We start from the raw sequence: 16,620 nt of genomic DNA, 5'->3' as shown, positions 1-16,620 counted from the left end.
GGGAGGACTGGTGCGGTTGCGACAGGCACCCGGCTGGCCGGCGGTGCTCACCGACGGCCCGGTGACCCTGCGACCGTACCGACGCTCCGACGCGATGGCCTGGTCGGAGGTGCGCTGCGCCAACCGGGACTGGCTGGCCCCCTGGGAGTCCTCCCTGGGCGGCGACTGGGACCAGCTCAACTCCCCGGCCACCTTCCGTTGGGTCTACCGGGACCAGCGGCGATCCGCTCGGGCCGGCGAGAGCATGCCCTTCGCGGTCTGCCTTGACACCGAGGGCCAGGAGCATCTGGTCGGGCACATCAACGTGGGCAACATTGTGCGCCGAGCCTTCTGCTCCGGCTACATCGGATACTGGGTGGACCGTCGGGTGGCCGGCCGAGGAGTCATCCCCACTGCCCTGGCCCTGGTCGTCGACCACGCCTTCGGCGCAGGTGAGCTGCACCGGGTGGAGGTCAACATTCGCCCGGAGAACGGGCCGTCCCGCCGGGTGGTGGAGAAGCTGGGCTTCCGCGAGGAGGCGTACCACCCGCGCTACATGCACATCGACGGCGCCTGGCGTGACCACATCGGATACGCGATGACCAGTGAGGAAGTGGCCGCCGAGGGCGGGCTGCTGGCCCGTTGGCACCGGATACGCGCCCGTACTCCATGATCGCGCCGTGAGGCGTCCCACGTGCAGGTTCGGCGCGGCGCGGTGGTTCCAGCGACGTCGACCCGTAACCTCAAGTAACTGCAAGCTGCGGCAGGCGCTGCCGGCTCCGCATGTCTCACGTCGCCGACGCCGTTCGGTGGAAGATTCTGCGGCCGGTGGGTGGCTGCTTCGAATCTGGTGACGGGAGGGGTTGAGGGTGCCGACCTCGGTGCTCCTCGCCGTCCTCGCCGCCGCCGGGCTGCTCGCCCTCGCTCCGGCGCTGGTTCGCCGGTACGACGCCGCCGAGCGGCTGGTGGCGGAGCGGGCGCAGTCGACGGCGCGGGTGCTTCAGCGCCGACGCCGACGCCGTACTGTCCCGGGTCGCCGCCCGGTCAATGCGCCGCGCGCTCTAGTCGTCACCCTGAGTGAGAATTCCGCCTTCGGGGAACTCGCCGCTCCGGTCTCCGGCCCCCCTGCGACTCGGCGCCGCTCCGCCGAGCCTGAGGGGTCGCCGTCCCGCCGGTCCGGGCGGTCTGGTCGGCTGCGGTCCGTCCCGTCCGGCGCAGGTCGGGCCCGCCGTCGGGGGGACCGGCGTCGCCCGCACACCCCGGCCGTCTACCGCCGCCGCCGCGTGCTCGCCGCGCTGCTCCTGCTCAACGCCGTCGAACTGGTCGGGGTCGTGGTGGTCGGCCCCGGGTTCTGGATCAGTTTCGCGGTCACCGCCACCCTGCTCCTGGTGTACGTCGTACACCTGCGCGCCCGGGCCCTGGCAGACCAGCGCCGCCGCCGGGCCCGCGCCCGCGAGGCCGCCTGGCTCGCCGCCCGCCAGGCCGAGGTCCGCCGCGAGCAGGCCCGCCGCGCCGCCGCCCGGCGCGAGGCCCAACGTCGCCTGGCCGCCCAGCGGGAAGCCGTCCGACGCGCCGCCATGGGCCTGGACCGCCCCGCCGACCTGCCCCCCGCCGCCAGCGGCGGCTCGGTCTCCTACCGCCGCGTAGGCGGCCTACGCGGACGCCCCTACGAAGCCGGCCGAGGCTCCCACTCCGCCTGATCCCCTCCGCGCTTTTCCATGATCGACTCCGTTTCGCCGATGTGGCGGTATCCGACCGTCCCGGACCCCGCCACATCGCCGAAACCGCGCACGCCTCCCGGGCCACGGAGGCGGATCGCTGCCCGGTCTGCGGAGGCCGGCGGTGCGGGGTACGGCTGGGCGGGCCGGTTCGCGGGGAGGGCGGCAGACCTGTTAGCCTTGTCGCCGGCCCGCCTGGTGAAAGCCGGGTGGGACCAATGCCGGTTAGCCGGCGGAGGGGCTGTGGCGCAGACCGGTAGCGCACCTCGTTCGCATCGAGGGGGTCAGGGGTTCAAATCCCCTCAGCTCCACCCAGTTCAAAGGCCGTCTCCGGCAGTCGGAGACGGCCTTTTCTGATCGATTACCGCAGTCGTGACGTGCTCGGCGCCGGTGTCAGTCGAACAGCCGGTCGAGGGCTTCCTGTTCGAGGTCGCACCAGCGCTGGACGTCCTTCAGCGCCTTGGTGATCTCCTTCTCGTCGAGGTGGTGGGCACCCTCCTCGCGGATGCACGCGACGCTGAACGGCCTGCCGACCGACGGCGAGGTCTGCTCCAGCGCCTCCAGTACCCGTACCACGCCCACTACGCCGTACTCGACGGTGCGGGTGGTCATCCGGAAGTGGGAGAGCAGCGCGCCGGCCTGTTGGGCCATGGGGGCGCCGGAGCCGATGGCGTGGAAGCCCACGTCCTCGTAGCGGCCGATGAGCCCGTTGGGGTTGATCTCCACGATCCACGGCCCGCCCTGGCTGTAGCCGGCCACGAGCAGGTACGCCGACACACCGCCGCCGCTGCCCTCGCCGGGCACGTCCGGGATGTAGTTCTTGTAGTGCTTCTTGAAGACGGGCAGGACGCGCTCCTGCAACTCGTCGCCGATGTCGGGTGCTTCGAGGATGGCGGTGGCCGATTCCTCGAGCAGGGGGCGCAGGTCGTTGAGCACCCCCCGCGCCCCGCTGCCGCCCCAGGCGGCGCAGGCACCCAGGGGGTGCAGCTTCTGGGCGGGGAAGCTCAGACCACGGTCGCTCTCGGTGATCTGGGAGTCCGCGCCGATCACCACCCCGTCGCTGCAGACAACGGCGAGTACGACGGTCATGGGGTCCTCCTGGGCAGGGGTAAGGGGTAGGGCGCGAGGTACCCGGCATCCCGCCTGCCTACACCCCGACAGGTGTCGGCCCGTTCACAATCGGTCCGGACGAGAATCCCCACCTGCCCGGGCAGGAGTGGGCGTTCAGGGTTGACTGTGCCGTGGCGGCATAGTTTGTGATCGGCCCCATGAGTAGGAGCACGTGGGCGTATCTGGGGTCGTACAGTCTGTCTCTGCTCGGGAACGGGATCGCCTCGGTCCTGTTTCCGCTGCTGGTGCTCGCCACGACCGGCGACATTCTCGCCGTCGGGATTCTCGCCTCGGTGACGACCGCTGTCGCGGCGGTCGTCGGAGTGCTGGCGGGAGTGCTGGTTGATCTGGTCAACCGGCGGACCGTGTCGATCATCAGCGATGTGCTGTCGGCGGGGTCGGTCGCGGCGGTGCCGGTCGTGGACGCGCTGTGGGGGTTGGACCTGACCTGGTTCATCGTGCTGGGTGTGGTCGGGGCGTTCGGTGACATGCCGGGGATGACGGCGCGGGAGACCCTGCTGCCCCGGCTCGTCGAACTCGACGGAGGTAGGCCGGGGGCGCTGGACCGGCTGGTCGGCGTACGCGAGTCGTTGTCCGGTGCGCTGGTGTTGATCGGCCCCGGCCTGGGCGGACTGCTGGTGTGGCTGGTCGGGGTGAGTTCCACCGCCCTGTTCATCACCGCCGCCATGAGTGCGGCGGCGGCGGTGCTGTCGTTTGCGATGTCGCCCGAGGTGGGCGACATCAACCGGGCCGGGGGGAGTTCGGCGCGGGTGGGTGTGCGTACCGTGTTCGTTGATCTTGTGGTCGGGTGGCGGTTCCTGGTGGGGCATCGACTGGTGCTGGGTGCGAGCCTGTTGACGGCGGTGTTCATCGCGGTGATCGCGGCGCTCCAGGCCACGATCATGCCTGCCTATTTCACCAGCGAGAGGCTGCCCGAGTTCAGCGGTTTCGCCATCATGGGGATCGCGGTCGGCAGTCTGTTCAGCGCCGGCCTTTACGCGGCGACCGTGGGCAAGGTGTCGCGACGTACCTGGTTCGTGATCGGGATGGTCGGTCTCGGGGTCGGGTTCACCGTGATCGGTCTGCTGGCGGCCCCGTGGCTGGTGCTCGCTGCGGCCGTGTTCATCGGGTTGACCAGCGGCCCCATGTCGGCGGTGCTGGGGGTGGCGACCATCGAGGCGACCCCGGACCGGATGCGCGGACGGGTGCTTGGCGCCCAGAATGCCCTCATGCTCGCCGCCCCCGCCCTGACCTCGGCCCCCATCGCCGCGATCGCCTCGGATCGTGGGCTGGAGGCGGCCGGCATCGGGATCGCGGTCGTCATGGTGTTGACCGTCATCGTCGCGCTGAGTGCCCCGGCCTTCCGGTCGCTGGACGGGCTGGCGCCGGCAGCGGAAGCAGCGGGCTGATCGTGGCATGGAGCACCCGGCAACTCGCGGACCTGGCCGGAGTCACCCTGCGGTCGATCCGCCACTGGCATGACATCGGGCTGCTGCCCGAACCGGAACGCCGCACGAACGGCTACAAGCAGTACGACGCCGGTCATCTCATTCTCGCGCTGCGGATCAGCCGCTTGGCCCGGCTCGGCTTCCCCCTGGAGCGGGTGGGGCGGATGCTCGACTCCGAGGAGCACGGCCAGCAGTCCCTGCACGGACTGCGCGCGGAACTCGACACCAGGATCGCCGAGCTGCACCGCATCCGCGCCGAGGTGGAGGAACTGATCCGCCTCGGGGTGGCACCCGATCTGTCCCCCGAAGCGCTGGTCACCATGGAGGCCCTGGGAGACGATTCCGCGTCACGAAATCTCGCGATCGTCCTGACCCACCTGATCCCCCGGGAGGAGACGACCGGGCTGGTCACCTTCCTGCAAGGCGTACCGGAGGAGCTTGCCGGCCTCAACCGGGCGATCCTGGACCTGCCCGCCGAGGCGGCGGAGGAGGAGATTCTCCTGCTGGCCGACCGGGCGGCCACCGCCCCCGGACCAGATCTCCACCGAGCCCCGGACCAGGTCGCGGAACCACGGTAGTGGCTAGGCTCGCCGTCGTGACGCACGAGAAGGAGACCACCGAGCCGATCGACCTGTGCCTGGCCGACGGGCGGTTGCGGCCGGAGGCGGTGGGGTTCAGCCGCCGTCCGGTACACCGGGCCAACCTGCGTGGCTGGGGCCGCAACAAGCGCTGGGAGTACTGGGGGATCGTCACCCCCAGCCACATCGTCGGCCTGGTGGCCTCCTCGCTGGACTACGCCGGGGTGCACAGCCTCTATGTGCTCGACCGGGCTACGGGGGTGGAGATCGACCGGGGCGCGGTGGTTCCCTTCGCCCGGGGCACCCTCTTTCCGCCGGTCAGCGGGGCGGGTGAGGTGCGGGCCCGCGGTGGCGGGATCTCGATCGAGATCGACCAGACGGCGGCGGGGACCACGATCCGGGCCACCGCGAAGGACATCGAGGTCGACCTGGTGGTGCCGCTGCCGGAGGGACATGAATCACTCAGCGTGGTGGTGCCCTGGAGCACCCGCCGGTTCCAGTACACCGTCAAGGACCTCGGTCGGCCGGTACGCGGCACCCTGCGGGTCGGCGGGGTGCCGCATGTGGTCGACGAGGCTGACTCCTTCGCCGTACTGGACCACGGGCGGGGCCGGTGGCCGTACTCGATCCGTTGGAACTGGGCCGCCGGCTGCGGTCCGGGCCGGGCCATCCAGCTGGGCGGTCGGTGGACCGACGGCACCGGCTCGACCGAGAACGGTCTCTTCCTGGACGGCCGGCTGCACAAGATCGGTGATGAGCTGCGCTGGGAGTACGACCGTGCCGACTGGTTGCGGCCGTGGCGGATCAGCGGGGCACGGGTCCAGGTGCGGTTTCACCCCTTCCACGAGAAGGTGGCCCGGACCAACCTGGGTGTGCTCGCCAACGAGACACACCAGTGCTTCGGGCACTTCACCGGCTGGGCGACGACCGATGATGGTGAGCGGGTGGACCTGGACGGTCTGGTCGGCTGGGCCGAGGAGGCCCGCAACCGCTGGTAGCGGGGATGTCGAGATCCGCCGGTCGGCTCCGTCTCCGGGGTGAGGCTGACCAGAATGGGTCACACCAGCATCGAGGGGAACCACCAATGGCCAAGTACCTGCTGCTCAAGCACTACCGAGGTGCTCCAGACCCGGTGAACAACGTGCCGATGACGCAGTGGACGCCGGAGGAGATCTCGGCACACATGCAGTACATGAGTGACTTCGCGGACCGGCTGGTGGCGACCGGGGAGTTCGTCGACGGTCAGGCCCTGGCCCCGGAGGGGACCTTCGTCCGATACGACGGGGAGGGCCGCCCCCCGGTCACCGATGGTCCCTTCGCGGAGACCAAGGACCTCATCGCCGGTTGGATGGTGATCGATGTCGACAGCTACGAGCGGGCCATCGAGTTGGCCGGGGAGCTGTCGGCCGCGCCGGGGGCCGGCGGGAAGCCGATCCACGAGTGGCTGGAGGTACGCCCCTTCCTGACCGTCCCGCCGAACGCCACCCAGTGACCTGATGGACGAGGCACTGCTTCGGGGTCTCATCCCGGGCGTGCTCGGGGTCCTCGGCCGTCGCGGAGCGGACTTCGCGACGGCCGAGGACGCCGTACAGGAGGCCCTGATCGAGGCGATCCGGACCTGGCCCGCCGACCCGCCACGGGACCCGAAGGGTTGGCTGGTCACCGTGGCCTGGCGGCGGTTCCTGGACCTGACCCGGGCGGACGCCGCGCGCCGTCGCCGGGAAAACCTCGTCGAGGAGGAGCCGGCACCGGGGCCGGTGCCGGACGTGGACGACACCCTCCAGCTGTACTTCCGCTGCGCCCATCCCTCGCTGGCCCCCTCCTCCGCGGTCGCCCTGACCCTGCGCGCGGTCGGTGGGCTGACCACCCGGCAGATCGCCCAGGCCTACCTGGTGCCGGAGGCGACCATGGCCCAGCGCATCAGCCGGGCCAAACGCACCGTGTCGGGGGTACGGTTCGATCAGCCGGGCGAGGTCGCCACCGTGCTGCGGGTGCTGTATCTGGTCTTCAACGAGGGATACTCCGGCAATGTCGACCTGGCGGCTGAGGCGATCCGGCTGACCCGGCAACTCGCCACAGTGATCGATCATCCCGAGGTGGTCGGGCTGCTGGCCCTCATGCTGCTGCACCACGCCCGGCGGGCCAGCCGGATCGCACCGGACGGCAGCCTGGTGCCGCTGGCCGAGCAGGACCGGGGCCGCTGGGACACCACCACGATCGCCGAGGGGGTCCAGCTTCTTCAGGGAGCCCTGGCCCGGGACCGGTTGGGCGAGTTCCAGGCCCAGGCGGCCATCGCGGCACTGCACGCCGACGCCCTGACCGCCGAGGAGACCGACTGGGTGCAGATCGTCGAGTGGTACGAAGAACTGGTCCGACTGACCGACAGCCCGGTCGTACGACTCAACCGGGCGGTCGCCGTCGGGGAGGCCGACGGTCCGCGCGCCGGCCTGGCGGCGCTCGCGGCCTTGGACGAGTCCCTGCCCCGTTACCGGGCGGTGGCGGCCTACCTGCACGAACGCGACGGCAACCTGGTGACGGCGGCACGCCTGTACGCCGAGGCCGCCCACCAGGCCCTCAACCTGGCCGAACGGGATCACCTGACCCGCCAGGCCGCCCGCCTGAACACTCACCGGTCCCGCTGAGGCACCGAGACCCGGCTGCTTCAGGTCCTGAGTCGACTGTCAGGATTGAGGCCATGACTGTCCGACATGCTCATCGGGTTGCACTGGTCACGGGCGGAAGCCGGGGTATCGGCGCCGCCATCGCGCGCCGGCTGGCCGAGGACGGCATCCATGTCGCCTTCACCTACCGCGCCGCCGAGGCCAGCGCCAAGGCCGTGGTCGCCGGCATCGAGGCGTACGGCCGCAGGGGTCTGGCGATCAGTGCGGACAGTGCCGACCCGGCGGCGGTCGTGGGTGCGGTCGAGCGGACGGTTGACGAGTTCGGGCGGCTGGACATCCTGGTCAACAACGCCGGGGTCTTCGCCGGTGGGCCGATCGAGTCGGTCAGCTTCGAAGACCTGGACCGGGCGGTAGCGGTGAACGTGCGCGGGGTCTACCTGGCCACCCAGGCGGCGGTACGCCACATGGGCGCGGGCGGGCGGATCGTCAACATCGGCAGCAGCTTCTCCAGCCGGGTCACCGTGCCCGGGGTGAGCGCGTACGCGATGACCAAGAGTGCGGTCAACGGCCTGACCCGGGCCCTGGCCCGGGAACTGGGCCCACGGGGGATCACCGTCAACCTGATCCTGCCCGGTTCCACCGACACCGACATGAACCCGGCGGACAGCGCCGAGGCCGACGCCCAGCGCAGCCAGATCGCCCTGGGTCGGTACGCCTCCCCCTCCGACGTCGCGGCCACGGTCAGCCACCTGGTCGGCGACGGCGGCCGCCACATCAGCGGCGCGTCGATCGCCGTAGACGGCGCCGCCACCGCCTGACCCACCCCTCCTCACCCTGTTGATCAAGAGGTTCTGGTCTACGGAACCCGTTCCCGCGACCAAAACCTCTTGATCAACGCTTCGGTCGACGGGTATGCGTTGACTGAGTTCGATGTGAGCGTTATCAATGCGGTAGCGCGATGTGGGGTCGCGGGGTGAGAGGCGGGTCGAGATGCGGGCGAAGGGGTTCGGCAGGAGGGTGACGGGGGTGCTCGCCGCTCTGGTGGTGGTGGGTGCCGGGGTGGTGGTGGGGCCGGGTGCGCCGGCGCGGGCCGCCGCCGTGGTCTTCAGCAATCCGCTGGCCGAGCAGCGGGCTGACCCGCACATCTACCGGCACACCGACGGCTACTACTACTTCACCGCCACCGTGCCCGAGTACGACCGGATCGTGCTGCGCCGGGCCACCACCCTGCAGGGGCTGGCCACCGCACCCGAGCGGGTGATCTGGCGGAAACACAGCAGTGGTGAGATGGGCGCACACATCTGGGCCCCGGAGATCCACTTCATCGACGGCCGGTGGTACGTCTACTTCGCCGCCGGGCGGACGGACGACATCTGGGCCATCCGGCCGTACGTGCTGGAGAGCAGCGCGGCCAACCCCCTGGACGGGCCGTGGACCGAACGCGGCCAACTCCAGCCGGCCCGCAGCAGCTTCTCCCTCGACGCGACCACCTTCGTGCACAACGGGCAGCGGTACCTGGCCTGGGCCGAGTACGCCGGCAGCAACTCGAACATCTACCTGGCCCGAGCGATAAACCCCTGGACGTACGCCGGCACCCCGACCCTGATCGCCACCCCCACGTACGCCTGGGAGACCCGGGGTTACCGGGTGAACGAGGGACCGGCGGTGCTGATCCGCAACGGTCGGGTCTTCATGACCTACTCGGCCAGCGCCACCGACGCCAGCTACGCCGTCGGACTGCTCACCGCCTCGGCCAACAGCGACCTGCTCAACCCGGCCTCTTGGAGCAAGCGGGCCACCCCGGTGCTGGCCAGCGACGCCCGGACCGGCCAGTGGGGTCCCGGCCACAACTCCTTCACGGTCGCCGAGGACGGCAGCGACGTGATCGTCTACCACTCCCGCAACTACGAGCGGTACCTCGGCAACGGCTACGACCCGCTGAACGACCCGAACCGGCGTACCCGGATCCAGCGGGTGTACTGGAACGCCGACGGTACGCCGAACTTCGGGGTGCCGGTGCCGGACGGCGCCACCCCGGTCCGGCTGCGCGCCCACGACCTGCCGGACCGCTACCTGCGGCACTGGGAGTTCCGGGTCCGGTTGGAGCCGAACGTGACGAACCTGGCCGACTCGCAGTTCCGGATCGTCCCCGGCCTGTCGAATTCCGCAGCGATCTCCCTGGAGTCGACCAACTATCCCGGCTACTACCTGCGGCACCGCAACCACCAGCTCTGGGTGGAGCGCAACGACGGCTCCAACCTGTTCCGGCAGGACGCCACCTTCACCCGTCGGGCCGGCCTGGCCGACGCGGGGAAGGTGTCCCTGGAATCGGTGAACTTCCCCGGCCAGTACGTCCGGCACCGCGACGGGCTGCTCTACCTGGAGGCCGTACCGGATGCGGCCGGGCGGGCCTCGGCCACCTTCGCGCTGGACTGACGAGAGTGTCGGGGGCCGTACCTAGACTCCCCCGGCATGGCGACGGTGACCTTTGTGGATGAGAGCACGGCCGGTGCGCGTACCCCGGCGTGGGCCTTGCAGATCTTCGAGGAGCGGCTGACGCTGCGCGAGCTGATCCGCCGGCGGATCCACCAGGAGGTGGCCGAGTACAACGCGGCCACCTCGGCACCCCGCCGGCTGCTGGTGCAGCCCACCTCGACCGAGCGGACGCTCAACGGCGACCCGGCACCGCGGTCGCCTCGCCGGGTCGACGCCGCGCGGCAGGTCGCTCTGGCCGAGGAGGCGTTCGGCCGCAACGGCTTCGTGGTGCTGGTCGGCGACCGCCAGGTGGAGGAGTTGGACGACGAGGTCGACCTGCGCCGCGACACCGAGGTCACCTTCCTCAAGCTCGTCGCGCTGGTCGGTGGCTGAGCCGATGACCACCACCACCGACACTGTCGGGCTCGCCACCCGCGCCCGTGACCTGGTCGCCGCGAACGACCTGACCGCGCTGGCCGACCACCTCTACACCCATGCCCGGTTCTGCCGGGACAACCCGGAGGTACGCGCCGCGCTCCGCGCGCTGCCCCGCCCGGACGTGGCCCGGCTGGTGCAGGCCATGGCCACCCTGGTGAGACAGGACCCGGTCCGGACCTGGTTGGTGCGGGATCTGATCGGGCAGCTGTCCCGCCGGCTCCCCACCGACCTGGCGACCGAACAGCTTCAGGACCTTGCCGCGTACGCCGTGCAGGAGCCGTACTCGTTGTCGCCGACCGCGCTGGAGACGATCGCCCGGAGCCTGCTGGCCACCGGTCCGCTCTCCGGCGAGTTGATGGCGGTGCTTGTCGACCGGTCCGACGAGAGTCAACGGCTACGGCAGTTGATCGCCGAGCTGACCGGGCCGCAGCTCGACCCGGCCGACCCGTGGGCCGAGCAGATCCTGGCCGAGCTGCCCACCCTCGGCCCGGTCTGGCAGCGGCTGGTCGCCCATGCCAGCACCGCGACCACCCCCCGACCCCCGGCCGGCTGGTCGACCGAGGCGTCCCGACTGCTCACCCCGGCCGACCCGGCCGAGGCCCGGCAGGTCCTCGACCGGTGGCTGGCCACCGCCGCGCGGACGCCGCAACGCCCGCCGGCTCCGATCAACGCCGACCTGCTGCGGGGCCTGCTCTGGCTGGTCGAGCGCACCGGTCCGGCCCCCGAGCAGGTACGCCTGATCGGCGGCCTGGTCGAGGCGATGCTGCGTCGGCTGCCCGGCATCGGCCCGGCCTGCCCTAAGGTGGCCAACGCGGCGGTCGGGGTGCTCGGCCGCCTCGACGGGGAGGCGGCCCTGGCGCAGCTAGCCCGGCTGTCGACCCGGGTCACCTACAAGGGCACCCGCAACGAGATCGACAAGGCGCTCGACGCTCGCGCGGCGGCGATGGGCATCGGGCGGGACGAGATCGAGGAGTTGGCCGTCCCGGATTACGGCCTGACCGGGGTGGGCCGGCACGAGGTGACCCTCGGCGGCTGCCGGGCCGAGCTGCTGATCGCCGGCACCAGCGTCACCCTGGCCTGGTGCAACGAGTCCGGCCGTCAGGTCAAGAGCCCACCGGCCACGGTACGCCGGGACCACCCGGCGCAACTGGCCGAGCTCAAGGGCCTGGCCAAGGAGGTCAGCGGGATGCTGGCCGCCCAGACGGCCCGGTTGGACGGGCTGTTCCTGGCCCAGCGCACCTGGGCCTTCGGCGTGTGGCGGCAGCGTTACCTGGATCATCCGCTGGTCGGCGTGCTGGCCCGCCGGTTGCTCTGGCTGGTCGACGGGGTGCCGTGCGGGTGGGCCGACGGTGCGCTGCGCACCGTGGACGACAGTCCGGTCGCCGTTGCCGACGACGCGCAGGTGCGGATCTGGCATCCGATCGGGCGGCCGGTGCCGGAGGTGGTCGGTTGGCGGGAGTGGCTGGAGCGGCACCGGGTCGTCCAGCCGTTCAAGCAGGCGCACCGGGAGGTCTACCTGCTAACCCCGGCCGAGGAGACCACCGGCACCTACTCCAACCGGTTCGCCGGGCACATCCTGCGGCAGCACCAGTTCCACGCGCTGGCCGCGGTCCGGGGCTGGACCGACCGGCTCCGGCTGATGGTCGACGACTCGTACCCGCCGACCTTCCGGGAACTGCCCGGCTGGGGCCTGCGCGCCGAGTACTGGGTGGAGGGGATCGGCGACGAGTACGGTGCCGACACCACCGAGAGCGGCTCTTACCTGCGGCTCGTCACCGACCAGGTGCGCTTCTACCCGATCGCCGCCGCACAGAACTGGTCGCACGCCGACGGTGGCGGCTACTCGCCGGGGCGGTGGACGAATGCCCTGCCGAGCGAGCCCCTGCCGCTCGACCAGATCCCGCCGCTGGTGTTCAGCGAGATCATGCGGGACGTCGACCTGTTCGTCGGGGTGGCCAGCGTCGGCAACGACCCGACCTGGTCCGACGGCGGCCCGCAGGGCCGATTCCGGGACTACTGGTCCTCGTACAGTTTCGGGGAGTTGTCCGCGACGGCCGAGACCCGGCGCGACCTGCTGGCCCGGCTGCTGCCCCGGCTGGCGGTGGGGCAGCGGGCCCGCATCGACGGCCGGTTCCTGGTGGTCGACGGTGACCTGCGCACGTACCGGATCCACCTGGGGTCGGGCAACATCCTGATGAGCCCGAACGACGCCTACCTCTGCATCGTTCCCGACCGTGCCACGGGCCGGGTGCAGGAGCAGCAGTTCCTGCCCTTCGAGGGTGACGGTCTGCTCGCCGTCATCCTCAGCAAGGCGATGCTGCTGGCCAAGGACGCCGAGATCACCGATCCGACCATCACCCGGCAGATCAGCCTCGCCTGACCGGTCAGCCCTTGATGGCGCCGATCAGGACGCCCTTGACGAAGTGCCGCTGGATGAAGGGGTAGACCGCGACGATCGGCGTCACGGTGAGCACGACGACGGCCATCTTGATGGCCTCCGTGGGTGGCATCGTGACGCCGGTGGCCGCACCGGAGTTGGTCGGTGCCTGACCGGCCAGCAGGTAGCTCTGCAACACCCGCTGGATCGGGTACATGTCGTTGCGGTCGATGAACAGCAGGGCGTCGAACCAGACGTTCCAGTAGGAGACCGCGTAGAACAGGCCGACCACCGCGATGACCGCCCGGGCCAGTGGCAGCACGATCTGGGTCAGGGTGCGGAAGTCGCTGGCCCCGTCGATGCGGGCGCTGTCCACCAGTTCGGAGGGGATGCCCTGGAAGAAGCCCCGGACCACGACCAGGTTGAAGACGCTGATCGCGGGCGGCAGGATCAACGCCCAGATGGTGTCCTTGAGCCCCAGCCCGGTGACCACGAGATATTTCGGCACCAGCGGCGGATAGATCAGGAAGGGCAGCAGGAAGTACGCCAGCAGCCAGCGGTAGCCGAGGGACCCGGGCCGGGACAGCCCGTACGCGGCGAGCACGGTGATGGTCAACGCCAGGATGGTGCCGATGACGGTGACCAGGGTGCTGATCCACAGGGCCCGGGTGACCGCGCCCCCGGCGAAGATGGTGGCGTACGCGGAGGTGTCTATCCCCTTGGGGATGACCACCAGGCCCCCGGCCTCGGCGATGGTCTCCCGGGAGGACAGGCTGGTCACCAGGATCACCCAGAGCGGGAACAGCACACTGAGCACCAGCAGGCCCAGCAGTACGGCCTTGGCTCCCTGACCGAGCGGGCTGGGCGGCTCCTCCCAGGCCGGGCGGCGGGGACGGGTTCCGGGTGGCTTCCGCAGGAAGGTGGCGGTCATGACCGTGAGTAGATCCCTCGTTCGCCGAGCATGTGTGCCACCTTGTTGGCGGCCAGGATCAGGCAGAGCCCGACGGCGGCCTTGAACAACCCGGCCGCGGCGCCGTAGCCGTAGTTCCCGGTGGCGATGGAGAAGTGGTAGACGAAGGTGTCCAGCACCTCGGAGGCCTGCCTACCGACGGCGTCGCGTTGCAGCAGGAACTGCTCGAAGCCGACCGAGAGGGCGTCACCGAGGCGCAGGATGAGCAGCAGCACGATCACCGGACGCAGGCCCGGCAGGGTGATGTGCCACAACCGGCGCCACCGGCCGGCACCGTCCGCCGCCGCCGCCTCGTACAGGTTCTGGTCGATGGTGGACAGGGCGGCCAGGAAGACGATCGTGCCCCAGCCGACGTCCTTCCAGACTGCCTCGACGGTGACCAGGAGGATGAAGGTGTCCGGGTTGGTCATCACGTTCCACGGTTCCATCCCGGCCTCGCGCATGGTCTGGGCGAGGAGTCCGGCGCCGCCGAGCATGGCGACGAAGAAGCTGACCACCAGCACCCAGCTGAAGAAGTGCGGCAGGTAGACCACGGTCTGGATGAAGCCGCGCAGCCGACTGGAGAGCAGGCTGTGCAGGACGATCGCCAGCAGGATCGGCAGCGGGAAGAAGAACACCAGCTGGAACGCGGTGATCGCCAGGGTGTTGCGGAAGGCGTGCCAGAACGCCGGATCGGCGAACAGCAGTTGGAACTGCCCGAAGCCGATCCAGTTGCTCTTGACGAACGCCTCCAGCGGATTGCTGCCGACGTACGGGTTGTAGTCCTGAAAGGCGATGACGTTACCGAGGATCGGCAGGTAGCTGAAGATCAGCAGGATGACGAAGCCGGGCGCGATCATGGCCAGCAACTGCCAGTCCCGGCGCAGCCGGGTGCGCAACGGCAGGCGTCGGCGTCGGGGGGTGGCCCCGCCGGGCCGGATCTGGTCGGACCCGGCCCGGACGGTGGTTTCGGTGCTGCTCATCAGCCAGCCTTGGGCAGCGAGTCGGCTAGCAACTGGCGTGCCGCCTCCCCGCCGGCGGACTTCCACTCCTGCAGGATCGCGTCCACATCAGACAGTGGACGGCGGCCCCGCAGCACGTCGGTGAACTTGTCCTCCGTCGGCACCTGGTTGGCCTTGAAGGCGGCCGGCATCTCCAGCTTCACCCCGGCCCAGGGGTCCTTCTCCAGGTAACCGACCGTGGCGTTGGAGTAGGCCAGGGCGTCCCGCACGTAGTTCGGGGTGTCCGCGAAGGGACCGATGGTCGGGTTGCGACCGCTGATGAAGAAGTACTGGTTGTTGATCTCCTTGAAGGCCAGGTCGGTCTTGACCGGCCCGTTCGGGGTGCGGGTGTGGTGCCTGCCCTCGACCCCGAAGTCGCGTAGCTGGGCCTCCTGGCTACCCAGCGGGGCCGAACACCAGTTGATGACCCGCAGCAGCTCCTTTACCCGGTCCTCGCCGACCCCCTTCTTGATGAAGGTGTAGGAGATCGGCTGGTCACTGCCCCAGACCAGGGGGTCGCCGCCGGTGGCGGAGAAGTTCGGCACCGGCTGGATGTTCAGTGCCTTGTTGACCTTCTGGTGTTCGGCCTGGCCGCCCTGCCAGAAGCCGAAACCGTCCTGCATGAAGACGATGTTGCCGCCCTTGGCGAACAACTGCTTGGCGTCTGCACCCCGACTGGCCACGATGTCCGGGTGCACCAGGCCGTCCTGGTAGATCTTGGCCATGACCTCCAGGGCCTGACGGAACTCCGGGGTCTCGTACTTGAACTCCGGGGTGCCGTCGGAGCGCAGCCGCCAGCCCTGCTTGGCCCCCGGCACCTTGTGGTACATCTGGATCATCGCGAAGACGTCGTTGAAGGCCCACACCTTGCGCGCCGGGTCGGTGACCTCCTTGGCGACGGTCAGCAGGTCCTCCAGCGTGGTGGGCATGGTCAGGCTGCGGGCGTCCAGCAGGTCCTTGCGGGTGAACATGACCCAGGCGAAGGGCCCGTCGGTCGGGTTGGGCACGGCTGCCAGCCGCTCGTTCCAGATGGCGTGCCGCCAGGCCCCGGTCGGGAAGGTGGCCAGCATCGGGTACGCCTCGACCGCGTCGCCCTTCAGGTGGTCGGTCAGGTCCTCGAACAACACCCCGATCGCCTCGGCGAACCGCGGGATCTTGTCCACCTCCCAGCTGGGTATGCACAGCAGGTCGGGCACGTCTCGGGCGCCGAGCATGGCGTTGAGCTTGTCGGCGTACGTGTTGCCGTCCTGGATGGTGAAGTTCACCGGGACGCCCAACTCCGCGTTGACCGCCTGGAGGTAGGCGCTCTGGCCGATCCCGGGCGGTGCGGGACCCCACGCCGGGGTCATCGCGGTGATCTCCTTGCCGCTGGTGCCGGGCTTCTCGGTGATCAGGTCGACGAGGTTGGCCGGGTACCTGGTGTAGCCGTCCGGAACCGGCCGGGTGCCGACGATGTCGGGGGCGATGCTGCCCGTCAGGTCCTTCTGGGTGGGCAACAGGTGGCCGAAGGCGTCCAGGTTCTGGGCGTTGCCGCTGCCGGCCGGCGCCTCGGAACAGCCGGCCAGCAGGGGACCTCCGGCGACGGCGACCGCGCCGAGGCCGAACAGGCTGAGGAAGTTACGGCGCGAGGTCGGCACGCCGGGGTTGTGCCGTGTCATCGGACTCCCTTCGAGAAGGGCTGAGGGGGTGAGCAGACTCGCTCGGGGAATAGTTCGTCTGGATGGTAAACAAACTAATCGACGTTCGTGCGCCCTAACAAGAGGCGACCTGCCGCCCCGGTGTCCGATCAGGCTGCGCAGCGTGCGACGGCATTTACTGGCAGTTCCACAGGGTCCGGAAATGGACCTGGTTCAGCGGTGGCGGCACACCTGGGACCCGGTGATGGCCTCGGTGGTGCCATGTCACCCTCGCCTATCCGGAGGCGAG

At 70.2% G+C, this 16,620-nt stretch carries 15 protein-coding genes and 1 tRNA gene; 12 read left to right on the top strand and 4 right to left on the bottom strand.

Going from position 1 to position 16,620, the window contains the following annotated elements; all coding sequences use genetic code 11:
• The first annotated feature begins 10 nt into the window (after window positions 1-10).
• The 3 genes from OIE53_RS18840 (at window position 11) to OIE53_RS18830 (ending at window position 2,008) form a co-directional block, all read left to right on the top strand.
• Window positions 11-652, top strand: a complete 642-nt coding sequence (locus OIE53_RS18840) for a GNAT family N-acetyltransferase (RefSeq protein ID WP_327022852.1) — start codon at window positions 11-13, stop codon at window positions 650-652.
• A 190-nt stretch (window positions 653-842) separates the two neighbouring features.
• Window positions 843-1,679, top strand: a complete 837-nt coding sequence (gene sepX / locus OIE53_RS18835; protein WP_327022851.1) for a divisome protein SepX/GlpR — start codon at window positions 843-845, stop codon at window positions 1,677-1,679.
• A 255-nt stretch (window positions 1,680-1,934) separates the two neighbouring features.
• Window positions 1,935-2,008: transfer RNA gene (locus OIE53_RS18830), tRNA-Ala, on the top strand.
• Window positions 2,009-2,090: 82 nt separating this feature from the next.
• Here OIE53_RS18830 and OIE53_RS18825 read toward each other — a convergent pair.
• Entirely contained in the window at window positions 2,091-2,786 is a 696-nt protein-coding gene (locus tag OIE53_RS18825; protein WP_327022850.1) for a proteasome protein, read from the bottom strand.
• 179 nt (window positions 2,787-2,965) lie between these two features.
• Between OIE53_RS18825 and OIE53_RS18820 the strand changes: the two genes are divergently transcribed.
• From OIE53_RS18820 to OIE53_RS18780, 9 genes are all read left to right on the top strand, one after another.
• The gene (locus OIE53_RS18820) at window positions 2,966-4,216 is read left to right on the top strand and encodes an MFS transporter (RefSeq protein ID WP_327022849.1); all 1,251 of its coding nucleotides are present in this window, start codon (window positions 2,966-2,968) and stop codon (window positions 4,214-4,216) included.
• A gap of 2 nt (window positions 4,217-4,218) precedes the next feature.
• Entirely contained in the window at window positions 4,219-4,833 is a 615-nt protein-coding gene (locus tag OIE53_RS18815) for a helix-turn-helix domain-containing protein (RefSeq protein ID WP_327022848.1), read from the top strand.
• A 17-nt stretch (window positions 4,834-4,850) separates the two neighbouring features.
• Window positions 4,851-5,831 (top strand): DUF2804 domain-containing protein, encoded by a 981-nt coding sequence (locus OIE53_RS18810; RefSeq protein ID WP_327022847.1) that lies wholly within the window; start codon window positions 4,851-4,853, stop codon window positions 5,829-5,831.
• An 86-nt stretch (window positions 5,832-5,917) separates the two neighbouring features.
• Window positions 5,918-6,325 (top strand): YciI family protein, encoded by a 408-nt coding sequence (locus OIE53_RS18805; protein WP_327022846.1) that lies wholly within the window; start codon window positions 5,918-5,920, stop codon window positions 6,323-6,325.
• A 4-nt stretch (window positions 6,326-6,329) separates the two neighbouring features.
• Window positions 6,330-7,475, top strand: a complete 1,146-nt coding sequence (locus tag OIE53_RS18800) for an RNA polymerase sigma factor (protein WP_327022845.1) — start codon at window positions 6,330-6,332, stop codon at window positions 7,473-7,475.
• Between the two features lie 53 nt (window positions 7,476-7,528).
• The gene (locus OIE53_RS18795; protein WP_327022844.1) at window positions 7,529-8,272 is read left to right on the top strand and encodes a 3-oxoacyl-ACP reductase family protein; all 744 of its coding nucleotides are present in this window, start codon (window positions 7,529-7,531) and stop codon (window positions 8,270-8,272) included.
• A gap of 208 nt (window positions 8,273-8,480) precedes the next feature.
• Window positions 8,481-9,890 (top strand): family 43 glycosylhydrolase, encoded by a 1,410-nt coding sequence (locus tag OIE53_RS18790; protein ID WP_327022843.1) that lies wholly within the window; start codon window positions 8,481-8,483, stop codon window positions 9,888-9,890.
• Between the two features lie 36 nt (window positions 9,891-9,926).
• Window positions 9,927-10,322: a hypothetical protein gene (locus tag OIE53_RS18785; RefSeq protein ID WP_327022842.1), complete on the top strand. Its 396-nt coding sequence runs from the start codon at window positions 9,927-9,929 to the stop codon at window positions 10,320-10,322.
• Between the two features lie 4 nt (window positions 10,323-10,326).
• On the top strand, window positions 10,327-12,747 hold the full coding sequence (locus OIE53_RS18780; protein ID WP_327022841.1) for a DUF4132 domain-containing protein: 2,421 nt from the start codon (window positions 10,327-10,329) through the stop codon (window positions 12,745-12,747).
• A gap of 4 nt (window positions 12,748-12,751) precedes the next feature.
• Here OIE53_RS18780 and OIE53_RS18775 read toward each other — a convergent pair whose 3' ends face one another.
• Genes OIE53_RS18775 through OIE53_RS18765 form a run of 3 tightly spaced genes read right to left on the bottom strand, consistent with a single transcriptional unit; the run spans window position 12,752 to window position 16,352 of the window.
• Entirely contained in the window at window positions 12,752-13,675 is a 924-nt protein-coding gene (locus OIE53_RS18775) for a carbohydrate ABC transporter permease (protein WP_327022840.1), read from the bottom strand.
• Window positions 13,672-14,676, bottom strand: a complete 1,005-nt coding sequence (locus OIE53_RS18770; protein WP_327022839.1) for an ABC transporter permease — start codon at window positions 14,674-14,676, stop codon at window positions 13,672-13,674. The genes OIE53_RS18775 and OIE53_RS18770 overlap by 4 nt, the downstream gene beginning before the upstream one ends.
• The gene (locus OIE53_RS18765) at window positions 14,676-16,352 is read right to left on the bottom strand and encodes an extracellular solute-binding protein (RefSeq protein WP_327022838.1); all 1,677 of its coding nucleotides are present in this window, start codon (window positions 16,350-16,352) and stop codon (window positions 14,676-14,678) included. Before OIE53_RS18765 ends, OIE53_RS18770 begins: the two co-directional genes overlap by 1 nt.
• Between the last annotated feature and the right edge of the window lie 268 nt (window positions 16,353-16,620).

Source organism: Micromonospora sp. NBC_01739 (assembly GCF_035920385.1).
In the GTDB taxonomy this organism is placed as follows: Bacteria; Actinomycetota; Actinomycetes; order Mycobacteriales; family Micromonosporaceae; genus Micromonospora.
Note: the sequence above shows the minus strand (reverse complement) of the source record. Positions and strands in the feature narration are given on the sequence as shown.

Coding starts and splice junctions, on each gene's coding strand:
- OIE53_RS18825 (WP_327022850.1), bottom strand. CDS start 2,786: ATGACCGTCGTACTCGCCGTTGTCTGCAGCGACGGGGTGGTGATCGGC.
- OIE53_RS18820 (WP_327022849.1), top strand. CDS start 2,966: ATGAGTAGGAGCACGTGGGCGTATCTGGGGTCGTACAGTCTGTCTCTG.
- OIE53_RS18805 (WP_327022846.1), top strand. CDS start 5,918: ATGGCCAAGTACCTGCTGCTCAAGCACTACCGAGGTGCTCCAGACCCG.
- OIE53_RS18800 (WP_327022845.1), top strand. CDS start 6,330: ATGGACGAGGCACTGCTTCGGGGTCTCATCCCGGGCGTGCTCGGGGTC.
- OIE53_RS18795 (WP_327022844.1), top strand. CDS start 7,529: ATGACTGTCCGACATGCTCATCGGGTTGCACTGGTCACGGGCGGAAGC.
- OIE53_RS18785 (WP_327022842.1), top strand. CDS start 9,927: ATGGCGACGGTGACCTTTGTGGATGAGAGCACGGCCGGTGCGCGTACC.
- OIE53_RS18780 (WP_327022841.1), top strand. CDS start 10,327: ATGACCACCACCACCGACACTGTCGGGCTCGCCACCCGCGCCCGTGAC.
- OIE53_RS18775 (WP_327022840.1), bottom strand. CDS start 13,675: ATGACCGCCACCTTCCTGCGGAAGCCACCCGGAACCCGTCCCCGCCGC.
- OIE53_RS18770 (WP_327022839.1), bottom strand. CDS start 14,676: ATGAGCAGCACCGAAACCACCGTCCGGGCCGGGTCCGACCAGATCCGG.
- OIE53_RS18765 (WP_327022838.1), bottom strand. CDS start 16,352: ATGACACGGCACAACCCCGGCGTGCCGACCTCGCGCCGTAACTTCCTC.